Origin of the sequence: Halomonas sp. YLB-10 (assembly GCF_003856855.1) — a bacterium.
In the GTDB taxonomy this organism is placed as follows: Bacteria; Pseudomonadota; Gammaproteobacteria; order Pseudomonadales; family Halomonadaceae; genus Halomonas; species Halomonas litopenaei.
Map to the genome: position 1 here is coordinate 147,167 of NZ_RRCU01000010.1, position 15,939 is coordinate 163,105.

The 15,939-nt window shown below is 66.0% G+C and carries 15 protein-coding genes; 8 read left to right on the forward strand and 7 right to left on the reverse strand.

Annotation, left to right across the window (positions count from 1 at the left end; all coding sequences use genetic code 11):
- Positions 1-2: 2 nt before the first annotated feature.
- From phnG to phnC, 5 genes are all read right to left on the reverse strand, one after another.
- Complete coding sequence (gene phnG / locus EBB56_RS20235; protein WP_239452594.1) at positions 3-446, reverse strand: phosphonate C-P lyase system protein PhnG; 444 nt, start codon at positions 444-446, stop codon at positions 3-5.
- Entirely contained in the window at positions 443-1,207 is a 765-nt protein-coding gene (gene phnF / locus EBB56_RS20240; RefSeq protein ID WP_124805170.1) for a phosphonate metabolism transcriptional regulator PhnF, read from the reverse strand. Before phnF ends, phnG begins: the two co-directional genes overlap by 4 nt.
- A 91-nt stretch (positions 1,208-1,298) precedes the next feature.
- A complete protein-coding gene (phnE, locus tag EBB56_RS20245) occupies positions 1,299-2,093 on the reverse strand; it encodes a phosphonate ABC transporter, permease protein PhnE (RefSeq protein ID WP_045994226.1) in 795 nt (264 codons plus the stop codon).
- Between the two features lie 90 nt (positions 2,094-2,183).
- The gene (phnD, locus tag EBB56_RS20250) at positions 2,184-3,215 is read right to left on the reverse strand and encodes a phosphonate ABC transporter substrate-binding protein (protein WP_124805171.1); all 1,032 of its coding nucleotides are present in this window, start codon (positions 3,213-3,215) and stop codon (positions 2,184-2,186) included.
- 58 nt (positions 3,216-3,273) lie between these two features.
- Entirely contained in the window at positions 3,274-4,143 is an 870-nt protein-coding gene (phnC, locus tag EBB56_RS20255) for a phosphonate ABC transporter ATP-binding protein (RefSeq protein WP_124805172.1), read from the reverse strand.
- A 411-nt stretch (positions 4,144-4,554) separates the two neighbouring features.
- Here phnC and EBB56_RS20260 point away from each other — a divergent pair, with 411 nt between their 5' ends.
- Positions 4,555-4,974, forward strand: a complete 420-nt coding sequence (locus EBB56_RS20260; protein WP_124805173.1) for a VOC family protein — start codon at positions 4,555-4,557, stop codon at positions 4,972-4,974.
- A gap of 148 nt (positions 4,975-5,122) precedes the next feature.
- Here the strand turns inward: EBB56_RS20260 and EBB56_RS20265 are convergent, their stop codons facing one another.
- Positions 5,123-5,386 carry a hypothetical protein gene (locus tag EBB56_RS20265; RefSeq protein WP_124805174.1) on the reverse strand — a complete coding sequence of 88 codons (264 nt, stop codon included), beginning with the start codon at positions 5,384-5,386 and terminating at the stop codon, positions 5,123-5,125.
- A gap of 169 nt (positions 5,387-5,555) precedes the next feature.
- On the opposite strand from EBB56_RS20265, the gene EBB56_RS20270 reads away from it, so the two are divergent.
- Both EBB56_RS20270 and rapA read left to right on the forward strand, forming a co-directional pair.
- On the forward strand, positions 5,556-6,365 hold the full coding sequence (locus EBB56_RS20270) for a TlpA disulfide reductase family protein (protein ID WP_124805175.1): 810 nt from the start codon (positions 5,556-5,558) through the stop codon (positions 6,363-6,365).
- A 343-nt stretch (positions 6,366-6,708) separates the two neighbouring features.
- On the forward strand, positions 6,709-9,648 hold the full coding sequence (gene rapA / locus EBB56_RS20275) for an RNA polymerase-associated protein RapA (RefSeq protein ID WP_124805176.1): 2,940 nt from the start codon (positions 6,709-6,711) through the stop codon (positions 9,646-9,648).
- 161 nt (positions 9,649-9,809) lie between these two features.
- Here rapA and EBB56_RS20280 read toward each other — a convergent pair whose 3' ends face one another.
- Entirely contained in the window at positions 9,810-10,721 is a 912-nt protein-coding gene (locus EBB56_RS20280; protein WP_124805177.1) for a TIGR01777 family oxidoreductase, read from the reverse strand.
- 216 nt (positions 10,722-10,937) lie between these two features.
- On the opposite strand from EBB56_RS20280, the gene EBB56_RS20285 reads away from it, so the two are divergent.
- The 5 genes from EBB56_RS20285 (at position 10,938) to EBB56_RS20310 (ending at position 15,877) form a co-directional block, all read left to right on the forward strand.
- Positions 10,938-11,966, forward strand: a complete 1,029-nt coding sequence (locus EBB56_RS20285) for an NAD(P)/FAD-dependent oxidoreductase (RefSeq protein ID WP_124805178.1) — start codon at positions 10,938-10,940, stop codon at positions 11,964-11,966.
- Positions 11,967-12,018: 52 nt separating this feature from the next.
- A complete protein-coding gene (locus tag EBB56_RS20290) occupies positions 12,019-12,405 on the forward strand; it encodes a sirohydrochlorin chelatase (protein ID WP_124805179.1) in 387 nt (128 codons plus the stop codon).
- 315 nt (positions 12,406-12,720) lie between these two features.
- Positions 12,721-13,632, forward strand: a complete 912-nt coding sequence (locus EBB56_RS20300; RefSeq protein ID WP_045990818.1) for a MerR family transcriptional regulator — start codon at positions 12,721-12,723, stop codon at positions 13,630-13,632.
- A 79-nt stretch (positions 13,633-13,711) separates the two neighbouring features.
- The gene (gene phrB / locus EBB56_RS20305; RefSeq protein WP_124805180.1) at positions 13,712-15,142 is read left to right on the forward strand and encodes a deoxyribodipyrimidine photo-lyase; all 1,431 of its coding nucleotides are present in this window, start codon (positions 13,712-13,714) and stop codon (positions 15,140-15,142) included.
- 294 nt (positions 15,143-15,436) lie between these two features.
- On the forward strand, positions 15,437-15,877 hold the full coding sequence (locus tag EBB56_RS20310; protein ID WP_124805181.1) for a nuclear transport factor 2 family protein: 441 nt from the start codon (positions 15,437-15,439) through the stop codon (positions 15,875-15,877).
- The last annotated feature ends 62 nt before the right edge of the window (positions 15,878-15,939 follow it).

Sequence of the window (15,939 nt, forward strand, 5' to 3'; positions counted from 1 at the left end):
GTTCATTCGCCCCTTACCATGGTGAAGAAGTCGACGCGGGTGGCGGCGGCGGTCTGCGAGGCCTGGTTGCGCTGCTCATCGAGTGCCTGCTCGAGCGGTGCCATCAGTTCGCTGTCGATACGCCTGGCCCAGTGGTCGTGGTGAGCGCAGGCGTCGACCAGGGCGATCAGCTCGGCGTGGGCCTTGTCGCGACCACGCACCCAGCCATGGCCAAGGGTGCCGTCATCGAGGGCGACGCTGGCCCGGGTCAGGGTCATCTCGCCCAGGTTGAAGGCCGATCCACTGCCGCCCATGCGGCCACGGACCATCGCCATGCCGGTCTCGGGGCCACGCACGCAGCGGTGGCTCGCCTGGATGCCCAGGGACTGCCAGCCTTGCGCAAGACGGTCGAAAGGAGTCAACGCGAGCAGGCGATGACGTTGCGTCGGGGTCATGGTCGGTGTCATGAGAAGCCCTCGTCGTGGGACTGCGGACGCTCGTCCGCGGGAAAGTCGAAGTGATAGGCCAGCCGATCGGCCCGTGCCCGACTGACGGAGATCTCCACCAGACGACCATCGGCGTCGACGTTGTCACTGGTCAGCACCACCAGCGGCGCCAGGCGGGCGCACTGCAGCATGCGGCTGTCGTCGGCGTCGGCCTGGACCGCTTCCAGGCGCACCCGGGAGCGCCTCAGGCGCAGCCCGTAGTGCTGGTCCAGCAGCGCCCGGGTCGAACCACCGCGATAGCGATCTAGCCAGCCCGGCACCCGTTCGGGGTCGAACCAGTGGCGCAGCCGCAACAGCGGGGCCCGGTCGACATGGCGCATGGTGTCGACACACAGAAGGCTCTCGCCCGGCCCACGCGCAAAGCGCTGGGCGATGGCCTCCGGCGGCACCGCCAGGCCCTGGGTCAGGCAGCAGGTCTCGGTGGCCAGGCCCAGTTCCGCCAGGTTGTGGGTGACCTTGCTGGCGGCGTTGACCGCATAGTCCAGGCGGCGGTCCACCACCTGGGTGCCACGGCCCTGGTGACGGGTCACCATGCCGGCGGCCACCAGTTCGTCCAGCGCCCGGCGTACGGTGTGGCGGTTGACGCCGAAGCGCCTGGACAGCGCCGCTTCGCTGGGCAGCAGATCGCCGGGAGAGTACTGCGCCCGGACTTCGCGCGAGAGGACATCGGCCAACTGGCGATAGCGCGGCGGGCTGCCTGCCTCGGTCACTTGTCTAGACATCTTCGCTCCAAAAAAGAAGGTATCGGGTGGTGGCCGAAGCCACCGGCAGACCAGCCGTTCTGGTCTGCTTACTCGGCTCTGCTGTGTCAGCCTAGATGAAGCGCTTGCGTACGAACTGCGAGGCCATGTCCAGCGCCGTCACGGCGATGATGATCACCAGCATGATGGTGGCCGTCTCGGCGTACTGGAATCCGCGCATGGTCTCCCACAGCGCCACCCCGATACCGCCGCCACCGACCATGCCGAGCACCGTGGCCGAGCGGATGTTGGACTCGAAGCGATACAGGCTCACCGAGATCCACAGCGGCAGCACCTGGGGAATCAGACCGAACACGATCTCCTCGATGCGCCCTGCTCCGGTGACCCGAATGCCTTCCATGGGCCCGGCCTCGGCGGCTTCCACCGCTTCGGAAAACAGCTTGGCCAGCACCCCGGTGGTGTGGATGAACAGCGCCAGGGTTCCGGCGAAAGGCCCAAGCCCCACCGCCACCACGAACAGCATGGCGAATACCAGCTCGTTGATGGCACGGGTGGCGTCCATCAGTCGGCGCACCGGCTGGTAGACCCACCAGGGCACCAGATTCTCGGAGCACAGAAGGCTCGCAGGAATGGCGACCAGGATGGCCAGCAGGGTGCCCCAGATGGCGATCTGGATGGTCACCAGCATCTGCTCGATGTAGTGGCCGAGGTTGCCGAAGGCCGGGGGAAAGAAGTCGCCGGCCAGGGTCGCCATATTGTCGGCGTTGGTCACCAGCAGGCTCGGGCGCATCTCGACGCCCTGCCAGGACCAGGCCAGCACCGCCAGGCCGACGCCCCACAGCGCCAGGGTGGTCCAGCTACGCTTGGGCGGCAGGCTGATGCCGGAAAGTTGTGTCTGGGTGGTCATGCGTTTTCCTGGGGGAACTTGAGAAAGCGGTGACAGCGTGAGCGGTCCAGGCCGCGCCGGGCCTTCGTCCCGGCGCGGCCTGGCGTCACATCAGCCGGCGTTGGTGGCGGCATCCTCGGGCATCGCCTCGGCGGCCTGCACTTCCTTCATGCGCGCATCGAGATCGTCGAGCTGGCTGTCGATCTCGGCCAGTCGGGTCTCGCGATCGCCTTCGTCCAGGCTTTCGTCCTTGGCCACCTCGGAGCGCTCCTTGAACAGCGCCAGCTGACGGATCGGCAACAGCTGGTCGTTGTCGGAGGCATCGAAGCCAGACCACTGCAGCGGCTCGAGAATCTGCTGCTCTTCGGCGTCATCGCCGTAGTTCAGGAAGAACTCACGCAGCTTTTCCTTGGTGGCGTCGTCCAGGTCGCCGCGCCACACCAGCGGGTCGGACGGGATCAGCGGCGACTTCCAGATCACCCGCAGCTGCTCGGCCTTGTCCGGCGCGGTCACTTCCAGACGCTCCATGCCTTCGGTATTGAAGGTGGCCACGTCGACCTGCTGATTGGCCACCGCCAGGGCGTTGGTCTCGTGGCTGGAGTTCAGGGTGCGCTTGAAGGCTGACGAGGCGTCGACACCGTTCTTGGCGAAGACGTAGTAGCCCGGCACCAGATAGCCGGAGGTGGAGTTGGGATCGCCGTTGCCGAACACCAGCTCGGAGGCGTTGGCCAGGACGTCATCGACGCTTTCGATGTCGCTGTCCTTGTGGGTGATCATCAGACTCCAGTAGCCCGGGGCTCCGTTGGCCGCCACGGTCTGGGCGAAGATCTCGCCGTCGGCACGATCGACGGCTTCCATGGCCGACTTGTTGCCGTACCAGGCCAGGTCGATCTGATCAAAGCGCATGGCCTGGATCACCGCGGCGTAGTCGGTGGCGAAGAAGGGCTCGACCTCCATGCCGATCTGCTCGGACATGTCGGCCAGGAACGGGTCCCACAGCGGCGCCAGATTCTGGCTGGCCTCGGTGGAGATGATGCCGAACTTGAGGGTCTCGGTCTCGGCGGCGGCCAGCTGGGCACTGGCGGCGAGGCCGATACCGGCGATCAATGGCAGCGACAGGCGACGAAAGGATGCGAGAGACATGGGATTCTCCTGAAGGTTATCGGTCGTTGTGGGAACAGGTGTCGCAGGATGTGGTGGCTCAGCTATGGACGACCTGCGCCGACACAGCCGTCTGGGCCTGGGTGTAGCTCGGCTCACGCAGCGGTGACGGCAGGTCGGGTTGACTGCCGGCACGCAGCTCGTCGAGGCCGGCGTTCTCGTACAGGGTCTTGAGGCGTGCGTCGGTCAGCTCGGAGGTCTTGCCGTCGAAGTACAGGCGCCCATCCTTGAGCGCGATGGCCCGGTGGCAGTAGCGCCGGGCGATATCGACCTGATGCAGGGTGATGACCACGGTGCGGCTATCCTCGGCGTGAATCCGCTCGAGGATCTCCATCACCTCCCGGGCGCTGCGCGGGTCCAGCGAGGCGATGGGCTCGTCGGCGAGGATGACGTCGGCGTCCTGCATCAGCACCCGGGCGATGGCCACCCGCTGCTGCTGACCGCCGGAAAGGGTGTTGGCACGCTGGTAGGCCATGCCCTCGAGGCCGACCCGAGCCAGGCACTTGAGGGCCCGTTGGCGTTCCTCGTCGCTGAAACGACCGAGCAGCGCCCGCGCCCGCGGCATGCGCCCGAGCTGGCCAATCAGCACATTGGTCAGCACGCTGAGGCGATTGACCAGGTTGAACTGCTGGAAGATGTAGCCGACCCGGCAGCGCTGGCCACGGCTGGCCCGGCGAAGGCGACCGCTGGCCTGGATCTCGCGCCCCAGCAGGCTGACTCGGCCACCGCGATCACGGTTGCAGCAGGTCAGTCCGACCAGATGACGCATCAGGGTGGACTTGCCGGAGCCGGATGGGCCGATCAGCGCAACGATCTCCCCCGGGGTGATCTCGAAACTGACATCCTCGAGCACTCGGCTATGGCCGAAGTTCTTGTTGAGCCGCTCGACGATGATGGTGGGAATGGACATGACGCCTCTCCTCTAGGAATGGCGCCAGTCTGGACATCGAAGATGAAGGCCAGTTGTCTAGACAATGTCATTGAGATGACAAATTTCCCTGCACACGGAGCAAGCGCTCCGGCATTACCTCGCCAGAGGTATAAAAAACAAGGAGTTGGGGTTGGCTGTCATGCAGCGGTCACGTCATTGCCGCCGATTCGTCATACTCAGGCAGGGCGACCTGTCGACGAAGACGTCGTCCACTTGTACGAAAAGGAAGTTGGACAAGACGCCCTGGAAAGGGCTGCAAGGAGGCACCTGCAAGCGGCCAATCGCCACGCCCATAGCGCCAGGCGATAAAGGCCATAAACAGGCTTGAAGGGAAAACCGGCGGCTTCGGCGCCAGACTGAATCCGACACATGATCCCACGGAGGCATGTCATGCAGCATCTCAGTCTAGAGCCGGGCGCCCTGGAGGTCAGCGACCTGGCGGGAATGCGTCGGTTCTTCGAGACGACACTGGGCCTTCGGGTGCTGGTCGCCAGCGACACTGGAGTGACCCTGGAATTGGGGGGCGGCGAGAACACCCAGGTGCTGATGTTGCTGGCGAGCCACACCCCGACGCCGCCGAGAACACTGAATCTCGAGGTCGACGCCACCAGCTTTCCTGCGCTGCGTCGACGCCTGGAAGACTGCGGACACGAGTGCGGCTTTGTACAGAGCTGGGAGGGAGACAACAGCACCTCGCGTCAGTGCGCCTTTCGGGTGGTGCTATGCCGGATGCCGGAGGGGCACTGGCTGAGGCTTACCGCCATCGACCCTGCTCGCTGCGCATCATCGACCCGAGAGGTCCGGGCCTGACGCTGTTGGTCAATCGCGCCCCTCGCCTTCTCCTGCTTCTTCGTCGCCCTCGTCTTCTGACAAAAGCCGCTGGCGCCGTTCGTCACGGAACTTCTGCAGGCGGTTGTTGCGGTAACGACGGACTGATAGAGAGTGCTGACTACCAGCGTCAGTCTCGTCCCTCGTCATCGCCCTCATCATCACCCAACAGCCGCTGGCGCCGTTCGTCACGGAACTTCTGCAGGCGGTTGTTGCGGTAACGACGGGCTATCGCTACTACCAGCGCCACCACCAGCATCAGCCCCAGGGTGAGCCCCTGCCACGGGCGCGGGTGGTCCAGGGTGGTGCCGAGCACAAAGATCATCACGAAGCCGAGGGCCTGGCTGCCGATGGCCAGGGCGCGCAGGGGGTCGAAGGTCTTGGGTGGTGACATCACAGATCCTGATCAGAGAGATGGCTCGAAAACCGATGGCCCGGCAGGCGGCTCGGGATGACAGCGCGCATCGGGCGCAGTAGCCTTGCCGGATCGAGCCCACCAAGTGTACCTGCTCGCCTGCGCATTTTCGTGCTTTCGCGTTTCCCCAATGGAGTTCGCCCCATCCATGGATGCCATCGCCATCGGTCCGGTGCTAGTGAGCCTGCCGCGTCTCTACGCCCTCGTCGTCACCCTGTTGCTGCTGGCCGCCAGCGCCTTCCTGCTGGGCCTGCCCCGCCGCCGCCACGGTCGCTGGTTCAACGGCCTGATGCTGGCCTGGCTGGTCGGCGCTCGCCTCGGGCACGTGCTGCCGCACTGGGCCGCCTATCAGGACAACTGGCTGGATATCATCAAGCTGTGGCTGCCCGGCTACAGCGGGGTCTGGGGGCTGGTCGCCGCCGCCCTGTGGACCCTGTGGTCACTGCGCGACCGCCTCGGCGCCCTGCTCGGTGCCCTGGGTCTGACCCTGGTCGCCTCGCTTGGCTGGCTGGCGCTGGTCAGCTGGGCGCCGCTGTCGGCAAGTCCGGCGCCGCAACGCGTGCCAGAGCTGACCCTGGAAGACGTCGATGGCGCCCCCATCGAACTGGCCTCGCTGGCAGGCGGCCCCACCGGCAAGCCGCTGATCATCAATCTATGGGCCACCTGGTGCCCGCCTTGCCGGCGCGAGATGCCGTTGCTGGCCGACATCGACCAACGCGACGACGTCACCGTGGTCGTGGCCAATCAGGGCGAGCCGCTGGTTCAGGTCGCGCGCTACCTGGACGAGGCCGGCCTGGACTTTCGCTACCCCCTGCTCGACCCGCGCCAGCAACTGCTGGCAGCGAGTCAATCTCCCGGGCTACCCACGACACTGCTGTTCGACGCCGAAGGGAAGCTGCTCGAGCGCCATGTGGGGGAGCTGACCCTGCCTCTGCTGGACGACTGGCTGGCGCGCTGAAACTTTGCCAACCTGAGCACATACTGCAGGTGAACCGCACCCGCAGTCTCAGGGCCGAGGGGGACACCCCGCCTCGGCCCGCCCAACCTGTCTTTTCCTGCACTGACGTAGCCTGAATCCGCCACCTCACGGCCGAGCTCATCGCTGGCCCGGGCACGGCGGCAAGCGCGGGGGCGTTTCGGGAACGCCTCGATGCGAAGGTTTCAGCCGCCATGCGACATCTGATCACGGGCATGACGATGGCGCTTAAGCCAGACTGAAGATTGCTGTAAGATACCGCGCCCTGTCGGCGGCGGGCCTGGCCCGCGACCACGAACCGTAACGACGCATCTCCCGAGGCATCATGAGCGACTTCTCTCCCGGCCAGCGCTGGATCAGCGACGGCGAGGCCGAACTCGGCCTGGGCACTATCCTGAACTGCGACGCGCGCAGCGTCACCGTGCTCTTCGGCGCCAGCCAGGAAACCCGCACCTACAGTACCCGTCTTGCCCCGTTGACCCGAGTCGCCTTCGGCAGTGGTGATCGCATCCAGTCCGCCGAGGGCTGGCAGATGACGGTGGACGACACCAAGGAAATCGATGGCCTGATCGTCTATATCGGCGAAGACGACAAGGGCGAGCTGTGCGAATTGCCGGAGGCCCGGCTGGCCGACAGCATGCAGTTCGACCAGGCCCGAGATCGTCTGCTGACCGGCCAGGTCGATCGCAACGACTGGTTCGACCTGCGCTTTCGCACCCTGCATCACTACCATCGCATCGAGCAGAACCCGGCGCTGGGTCTGGCCGGCCCACGCATCGATCTGATCCCCCATCAGCTGTACATCGCCGACGAGGTCTCCTCGCGTCAGGCGCCTCGCGTGCTGCTGGCCGATGAAGTCGGCCTCGGCAAGACCATCGAAGCCGGACTGATCCTGCATCGCCTGCTGCTGACCGGGCGGGTCGAGCGCGCGCTGATCCTGGTGCCGGCAAGCCTGACTCACCAGTGGCTGGTGGAATTGCTGCGACGCTTCTCGCTGTCGGTGACCCTGCTCGACGAACAGCAGAGCCAGGCCCATGGCGATGCCAATCCCTTCGAGGCCGGCCAGCTGGTGCTGGCAAGCCAGGACTGGCTGTTCGCCAACACCCACCGTCAGCAACAGGCCGAAGCCTGCGAGTGGGACCTGCTGATCGTCGACGAAGCCCACCACCTGGAGTGGAGCGAGGACGAGGTCGGCCCCGGCTACGCCTGCGTCGAGCGCCTGGCCGGCGCCACCGACGGCGTGCTGCTGCTGACCGCGACGCCGGAACAGATGGGGCTGGCCAGCCACTTTGCCAGGCTGCGCCTGCTCGATCGCGATCGCTACTCGGACCTGGAGGCCTTCCGCGCCGAAGAGCAGGGCTATGTGGCGGTGGCCGAGGCCATCGACGCCCTGGGCGATGTCGACGGGCCGCTGGATGCCGGCGCCCGGGACACCATCGGAGCGGTCGCCGACGACGGCGACAGCCAGGCGCTGCTGGCGACCCTGTCCAACCCCGAATGCAGCCTGGAACAGCGCCAGCAGGCCAGCGCCCAGCTGCGAGACCAGCTGCTCGACCGCCACGGCACCGGCCGCGTGATGTTCCGCAACAGCCGCCGCCACGTCGGCGGCTTCCCCGAACGTCGCCTGCACGTCGACAAGCTGGAGCTGCCGTCGTCCTATCGCCGAGTGCTGCGTCGCCTGGCGCGGGACGAGGACTACCTCGACGAGCTGCTGATCGAGACCGGCCTCGACCACCCCGAGGTGATGGTCTATCTGGACGGCATGTACAGCGCCCTGACCGAGGACCCGCTCAACGCCGAACCCTGGTGGCAGTTCGACCCCCGGGTGACCTGGCTGCTTGAACGGCTGACCGAGATGGGCGACGACAAGGTCCTGGTGATCGCCCACGACCGCGAGACCGCCCAGGGGCTGTCCGACGGTCTGCGCGTGCTCGGCGGGGTACAGGCGCCGGTGTTCCACGAGGACCTGTCGCTGGTCGAGCGCGACCGTGCCGCCGCCGCCTTCGCCGATGACGAGGACGGCTGCCAGGTGCTGGTGTGTTCCGAGATCGGCTCCGAAGGCCGCAACTTCCAGTTCTGTCGTCATCTGGTGATGTTCGACCTGCCGCTGCACCCGGATCAGCTTGAGCAGCGCATCGGCCGTCTCGACCGCATCGGCCAGCGCCACGCCATCGAGATCCATGTGCCGGTGTTCGAAGGCAGCCCCGGCGAGAAACTGCTGCGCTGGTATCAGGAGGGGATGGACGCCTTCAGTGCGCCGCACGGTATCGGCAATGACCTGTTCGACGCCTTCGGCGACGACCTGGCCGAGAGCCTGCTCGACGACGAGGCTCTGGAAGAAGTCATCGGCGAGACCCGCGCGCTGTTCGACGCCAAGCTGGCGGAACGCGACGCCGGTCGCAATCGCCTGCTGGAGCTCAACGCCTGCCGTCCCGAGCGGGTCGAGTCGGTCAAGCAGGGGATCGTCGAACTCGACGAGGACCGCGCCCTGCCACGCTACCTCGACCAGGCGCTGGACATCTTCGGCGTCGACAGTCGCGAACTTGGCAACGACCTGACCCTGCTGTCACCGGGCTCGCACATGCTCGACGGCCTGCCAGGGCTGGTGAAGGGCGAGGAAGGCTTCACCGTGACCACCTCGCGCTCCCGCGCGCTGGCCCGGGACGACGTCCAGCGGCTGTCCTGGGAACACCCGCTGCTGCGCGAGATGATGGGCCGCATCCTCGACGGCAACATGGGCAACACCGCCCTTGCCCTGCTCAAGCATCCGGCGATCCCTGCCGGCCGGCTGATGGCGGAGCTGGTGTTCCGCACCCACTGTCCGGCACCGAAGCGCCTGCACCTCAATCGCTTCCTGCCGCCCACCGCGGTGCGGGTGCTGCTCGACGAGTCCGGCGCCAACCTCACCGACAAGGTGTCTTTCACCGGTCTTTCGAAGAACCTCAAGAAGGTCAAGAAGGCGGTGGCGCGGGACCTGATCAAGAGTCGTCACGACCAGCTGCGCGACCTGCTCGACAGCGCCGAGGCCGAGGCCCAGCGAGAGCTGCCGACGATCGTCGAGGCCGCCCAGGTGCGCATGCGCCAGACGCTGGACAACGAGCTGACCCGACTCGAGGCCCTGGCACAGCGCAACCCGTCGGTACGCGAGGACGAGATCACCGCCCTGCGCGACGAGCGCCAGGCGCTGGACCAGGCCATCGAAGGCACCCGCCTGCGCCTGGACGCCGTGCGTGTAATCGTGACCATCGACGACGACAGCGCCTAAGGATCGTCTCGGATATGGTGGCCCCGCGCTGCGACCGACAGCGCGGGGCTCCTGTTGTTTGCGAGATGTATCCGGTGCAAGGCCTTGGCGTGAGGTGAGTCGCCTGGGGTCTCGACCGGCAGTAGCGACCGCCGGTGTCGAACAGCGGAACTCGCGCCGTCTTAAAGAATGTCGTCCAGCGCCTTGTCCAGGGTCGGGTAGCGAAAGCTGAAGCCCTCCTCCTCGAAGCGCTGCGGCACCATGCGCGCGCCGGTCAGCAGCAACCGCGACATCTCGCCGAAGGCGGTCTCCAGCACCATCGCCGGCACCGGAAAGGGCGTCGGGCGCTTCAGGTGACGCCCGATCGCTTCGGTGAACTCGCGGTTGGTGACGGGCTCCGGGGCACTGCCGTTGAAGGGCCCGCTCAGGTGCTCCTTCTCGATCAACCACAGGATCATTTCCACCAGATCCTCGCGATGGATCCAGGGCATGTACTGATCGCCCTTGCCGAGCCGCCCCCCCAGCCCAAGCTTGAACGGTGGCAGCAGCTTCTTGAGCATGCCGCCGCCTTCATCCAGCACCAGGCCGGTGCGCAGGATCGCCAGGCGCACGCCGAAGTCCTTCACTCCAGCGGCGGCCTGTTCCCAGCGCTTGCACAGGCGGTGGGCAAATTCATCATGGGGCGCTGTCTGCTCGGTTACCGGCGGCGCATCCTCGCCCCCGCCCTGATCGCCGTAGAAGCCCATGGCCGAACCACTGACCAGCACCCTGGGGGCCTTGGCGGTCTGCGACAGCTGTTCGCACAGCATCACCAGTTCCCTGGTGGCGTTGATGCGCGAATCGATAAGTCTTTCCTTCTGGGTGTCACTCCAGCGCTTGTCGGCGATGGGCTCGCCTGCCAGGTTGACCAGCACCCCGGGCGGCGCGTCGACGAAGTCCAGCGCGCTGACCCGTACATCCGCTCCCTCGGGCAGCACCTTCGCCGCCTGCGCCGGTGAGCGGGAGACCACCTGTACGCGGTGACCGGCGTCCACCAGGCGTCGACACAGACGCTGGCCCACAAAGCCACTGCCACCGGTGATCAGTACTCGCATAGCTTGTCCTCTCGCAATACACAACGATCCCTGGCCCCGACCACATACCGTCGGCCCTCTTTGACGGCAGCGACCACCGCAGCGTGCGACCAGCCTGATTTCAGCCTAGTCGGTTGTGCGCTGGCCGGTCTAGGACTTCATTTGACTCAAGTTGTACATCACTTATACGCTACATCCAAGATATTGACACCACAGGCTCGAGGAGGGCTTCCGTCGATGCTGCAGGTCGCCATCATTGGAGCGGGGTTCAGCGGCCTGGCTTGCGCCGGCCAGCTCCGCCGACACGGTCACCGTGCGGTGCTGTTCGACAAGGGCCGAGGGCCCGGTGGGCGTGGCAGTTCTCGCCGAGAGGGAGACGAATCCCTCGACCTGGGTGCTCAATACTTCAGCGTGCGTGACGCTGCCTTCGCCGCCGAGGTCGACCGCTGGGAAGCCGCAGGGGTGGCCACGCCCTGGCCGCCCTCCAGCTATCGGGTCGACGCCTCGGGCGCCTGGCATGAGGAAGGCGACGATCAACATCGTTACTGCGGCACTCCACGCATGAGCGCCATCACCCGCCACCTGGCCGCCCCCCATGAGCTGTTTGCGGCGACTCGCGTCACCCGCCTGACCGATCGCCTGGACGGCTGGTGGCTAGAGGACCCGCAGGGTGACAGCTACGGCCCCTTCGACCGGGTGGTGGTGACCGCGCCGGCGGCCCAGGCCGAACCCCTGCTGCGCCCCCACGACGAGGCGCTGGCGCAGGCCTGTCGTGAGATCCGCATGCTGCCCTGCTGGAGTGCCTGGGTGCGCTTCGACACAGCGCTGACGCTCGAGGGCATCGACGCCGACTGGCCAGTGGTACGCTTTGACCAGGGGCCGCTGCGCCTGGCGGTTCGCCAGAATCGTAAGCCCGGACGCGAGCACCAGAGCGAGACGCTTTCGCTGCTGGCCCGGGACGAGTGGAGTCAGCGCCATCTCGAGGATGACGCCGAGGACGTGGCCAGCAGGCTGACGGCAGCCCTGCAGAAGGCCCTCGCAACCCGGTTGCCGACAGCTTCCTCTCTGCCCCAGATCACGGCCAGCGGTGCCCATCGCTGGCGCTACGCCACCGCGGACCTTACGCTGGCGGCGCCCGATCACCGACTCGGCGAGGATGGCCTGGCACTCGCCGGTGACGGTCTGCGCGGCGGACGTATCGAGGATGCCTGGCTGTCGGGCGTGCACGTCGCCGAGGCCCTGCATCGTACTGCCACCGACGCCTGAAGCGGGCGCCAGTCGCAGGCTTACCCATTTTCAGGTCATCAGGAAACCGAACATGTCATACGCACTGGTACTACTTGCACACGGCTCCAGCGATCCCAACTGGCGGGCGCCCTTCGAGCACTTCCGCGACGCCCTGGCGCCACGCCTTGGCACGCCGATCCGGCTGTCCTACATGGAGCTGTGCGAGCCGTCGCTGGAGACCACCGTGGCCGAACTGAGCGCAGCCGGCGTTACCCGCATCGAGGTGCTGCCGCTGTTCTTCGCCGCCGGTCGTCATCTGCGCAAGGATGTGCCTGCCCAGATCGACACCCTGCGCAGCGAACACCCGGGGCTCGAACTGACGCTGCTGGCGCCGGTAGGAGAACACCCCGTGTTCGTCGAGGCGCTGGCAAGCGCAGTGGCCGACCAGGTCGGCGAGACGCTGTCACCCGCCCCCTGATCAGCCCCCTAGGGCTTGTCTGAAAAGTGCCTACGCTCGGTAATACGGCGTTAAAAATCGGATCAACATGCTCATTTACACCCCGTAAACTGCGCTGTCTCACCGATTTTTGCCTTGTCTAACCTTCGCTCGCCGACTTTTCGGACTAAGCCTAGACGTTCAATCAGCGTGAGCGAAAAGCGGTAAAACTGTTGTACACTTTGTAGCGTCTGTACAGCTACGGAAACGTCGAGTCACCTACGCCATCGACAACTTCCAGGGACAGGGCGCAGCTTGCGCCTTCACAATCGCACCAGGACACGCATCGAGGCCCTCATGAGTCATACGGCGCCCCCCACCGAATCTCCTCTCTACCCCATCCGCGAAGTGTCGCGGCTCACCGGGGTCAATTCGGTGACCCTGCGTGCCTGGGAGAGGCGCTACGGACTGATCGAGCCGCGCCGCACGCCCAAGGGGCATCGCCTCTACGCTCGGGAAGATATCGAGCGGGTCGAACGTATTCTGCAATGGCTCAACCGCGGTGTCCCGGTCAGTCAGGTCAAGGATCTGTTGACCCAGCCCGAGCCCGCCGAGACGGCACCGCCCGCCGCCGGCGACTGGACCTCGCAGCGCCGCCAGATGCTGGGCGCGGTGGATGCCCTCGACATGGATCATCTGGACGGCCTGTACCAGCAGTCCCTGGCCCTCTACCCGGTCGGCACCTGCATCAGTGAGCTGTGGCAGCCGGTGGTCCAAGAGCTCGAGGAGCGCTGGGAAGGGCAGCTTGGCGCGGCCTTGCAGCGACGCAGTCTGGAGAGCTTCCTGCGCACGCGCATCGGTATTCGCCTGTTTCACGCCAATCGCACCGCCCGTGGTTCCACCCTGCTGCTGGACACCCTGCCGGACGATGACGGTTCGCTGTGGACCCTGATGCTGGCGCTCGCCGCCAGTGAACGCGGCTACCGCATCGCCCTGATGGATGCGCCGCTGCCGTTCACCGATCTGCCGCTGGCGCTGGAGCGCCTGCGCCCCGGTGCGGTGGTGCTGTGCAGCGGCAAGGCCGAACGCTCCGACGTGGTCCGTCGACTGCTGCCTCGCCTGGCCGAACAGCTCGACACTCCGCTGGCGCTGTGCGGCCCGGTGGCACGCATCCGCGCCGCCGAACTGGCCGACAGCCAGATCGAGGTGCTCGGTGACGACATCCCCATGGCGCTGGACCGGCTGAGGCCGCTGATTCGCCAGCACTGAGCCACGACAAGACAGCCTGATCATCCCCGTCGCGGCGCGATGCCCACTCTAACCACGACACGATTCGCGGGAGCTCCCCATGCCTGTCACTCTGGTCTGGTTTCGCAGCGATCTGCGTATTCACGACAATACTGCGCTTTACCACGCCGCCCGGCGCGGCCCGGTTATCGGGGTCTTTCTGCACGCCGAACAGCAGTGGCGCGAACATGGCCACGGCGACAACAAGCTCGACTTTCTGTGTCGTGGCGTGGAGGCCCTGGGCGAAGCCCTGGCCGAGCGCAATATTCCGTTGATCCAGCGTCAGGTGCCACGCTTCGATGACGCCCCCCAGGCACTGATGGCGCTGGCCGAGGAACTCGGCGCCGACGCCCTCTATTTCAATCGCGAGTACCCCCTCGATGAGGTCAGGCGCGACCAGGCGGTGCTGGCGCAGGCCGAGCACAACGGCCTCGAGGCGCGTGCCCTGCGCGACGCCGTGGCCTTCAGTCCCGGCGAGCTGCTCACCGGCAAGGGCGACTACTATGGCGTCTTCACCCCCTTCGCCAAGGCCTGGCACAAGGCCATCAGCGCCGAGCGACTCGAGGTGCTGGACCCACCGGAGCGCCAGGCGCCGCTGGAGCTGTCCTCCAGCGCCAGCCAGCGCCCCGACTATCCGAACAAGAGCGTGGATGGTCGCCACTGGCCGGCCGGCGAGGAGGCCGCCAGTGACCGTCTGTCGCGCTTTCTGCGAGGTTTCCCTGACAGCCCGGCGAAGCGCTACAGGGAGCAGCGGGACTTCCCGGCCAGACGCGGCACCAGCGAGCTATCGCCCTATCTGGCGCTGGGCATGATCTCCTGGCGTCAGTGCATGCAGGCGGTGATGGCGATCAACGACGGTAGCTTGAGCGACGGCGACGCCGGCCTGACCGCCTGGGTCAGCGAACTGGTGTGGCGAGAGTTCTACCAGCACGTGGCCACAGGCTTCCCCAGGGTGTGCCGCTATCGGGCCTTTCAACGCCACACCGAGGCCCTGGACTGGCGCGATGCCCCCGAGGATTTTGCCGCCTGGTGCGAAGGACGCACCGGCTATCCGCTGGTCGACGCCGCCATGCGCCAGCTGGTCGCCACCGGCTGGATGCACAATCGCCTGCGCATGGTGACCGCCATGTTCCTGTCCAAGCATCTGTTGATCGACTGGCGACGTGGAGAGCGATTCTTCCTCGAGCACCTGGTCGACGGTGAATTCGCCGCCAACAACGGCGGCTGGCAGTGGGCGGCGTCCACCGGTACCGACGCCGCGCCCTACTTCCGCATCTTCAACCCCACCACCCAATCCGAACGCTTCGATCCCGAAGGCGAGTTCATCGCGCGCTGGGTGCCGGAGCTTGCGTCACTGGCGCCGAAGAAGCGACATGCCCCGACCCGGGATCTGCTCACCGACCTCGACTACCCCGCCCCCATCGTCGACCACCGCGCCGCCCGCGAGCGCGCACTCGACGCCTTCAAGAGCCTGTCGAAGGACGCGGGATAAGGACACGGGATAAGGACTCGGCATACTACTGTCTGGCTTGGGCTTTAGTGAGATAGCTCAGCCCAGGTCAGATTTACTGACACCCCCTTGCTGATCCGCACCAGCCCGAACCCTCTAAACCCTGACCACCTAAGCCCGAACCACCTAAGCACGAACCACCTAAGCCCTGACCACCTCAGACCGATCCACCTAAGCCCGATCCACCTAAGCCCGATCCACCTCAGACCGATCCACCTAAGCCCGATCCACCTCAGTCCGATCTGCCGACGACAACAACACCGACAAGGAGCCCCCATGATCCAGGACCCTGTGCTGGCGACCTTCTGCGACACCTTCAATAAACTAGACAATACCTGTACAGAAAAGCTATACAGTATATATTCTAGTGACATCGTCTTTATCGACCCCTTGCATCGGGTGGAAGGCATTGAGGCACTGAAGCGCGACTTCGACGCCCTGTACGCCAACGTGATCGACTGCCGCTTCCGCTTTCACCATGGCCTGCGGGACGGCGACAGGGGCTTCGTGTGCTGGACCATGGCGCTGCGCCACCGGCGCCTTTGCAAAGGCCGCCAGATCGACGTGGAAGGCTGCTCGGTATTGCGCTTCGCCTCACCGGACGGCGGCAAGGTGGTCCACCACCAGGACCACTTCGATGCCGGTGCGCTGCTCTACGAGCGCCTGCCGTTGCTCGGCACGGTGATACGCAGCATCAAGCGACACGCCGCCGGTTGAGGCTGACAGCGCCGGTCGATGCCCGCGCCTTCGGTAAATATACGCACCGTCGGCTGAAACCA

Coding starts and splice junctions, on each gene's coding strand:
- phnG (WP_239452594.1), bottom strand. CDS start 446: ATGACACCGACCATGACCCCGACGCAACGTCATCGCCTGCTCGCGTTG.
- phnF (WP_124805170.1), bottom strand. CDS start 1,207: ATGTCTAGACAAGTGACCGAGGCAGGCAGCCCGCCGCGCTATCGCCAG.
- phnE (WP_045994226.1), bottom strand. CDS start 2,093: ATGACCACCCAGACACAACTTTCCGGCATCAGCCTGCCGCCCAAGCGT.
- phnD (WP_124805171.1), bottom strand. CDS start 3,215: ATGTCTCTCGCATCCTTTCGTCGCCTGTCGCTGCCATTGATCGCCGGT.
- phnC (WP_124805172.1), bottom strand. CDS start 4,143: ATGTCCATTCCCACCATCATCGTCGAGCGGCTCAACAAGAACTTCGGC.
- EBB56_RS20260 (WP_124805173.1), top strand. CDS start 4,555: ATGCAGCATCTCAGTCTAGAGCCGGGCGCCCTGGAGGTCAGCGACCTG.
- EBB56_RS20265 (WP_124805174.1), bottom strand. CDS start 5,386: ATGTCACCACCCAAGACCTTCGACCCCCTGCGCGCCCTGGCCATCGGC.
- EBB56_RS20270 (WP_124805175.1), top strand. CDS start 5,556: ATGGATGCCATCGCCATCGGTCCGGTGCTAGTGAGCCTGCCGCGTCTC.
- rapA (WP_124805176.1), top strand. CDS start 6,709: ATGAGCGACTTCTCTCCCGGCCAGCGCTGGATCAGCGACGGCGAGGCC.
- EBB56_RS20280 (WP_124805177.1), bottom strand. CDS start 10,721: ATGCGAGTACTGATCACCGGTGGCAGTGGCTTTGTGGGCCAGCGTCTG.
- EBB56_RS20285 (WP_124805178.1), top strand. CDS start 10,938: ATGCTGCAGGTCGCCATCATTGGAGCGGGGTTCAGCGGCCTGGCTTGC.
- EBB56_RS20290 (WP_124805179.1), top strand. CDS start 12,019: ATGTCATACGCACTGGTACTACTTGCACACGGCTCCAGCGATCCCAAC.
- EBB56_RS20300 (WP_045990818.1), top strand. CDS start 12,721: ATGAGTCATACGGCGCCCCCCACCGAATCTCCTCTCTACCCCATCCGC.
- phrB (WP_124805180.1), top strand. CDS start 13,712: ATGCCTGTCACTCTGGTCTGGTTTCGCAGCGATCTGCGTATTCACGAC.
- EBB56_RS20310 (WP_124805181.1), top strand. CDS start 15,437: ATGATCCAGGACCCTGTGCTGGCGACCTTCTGCGACACCTTCAATAAA.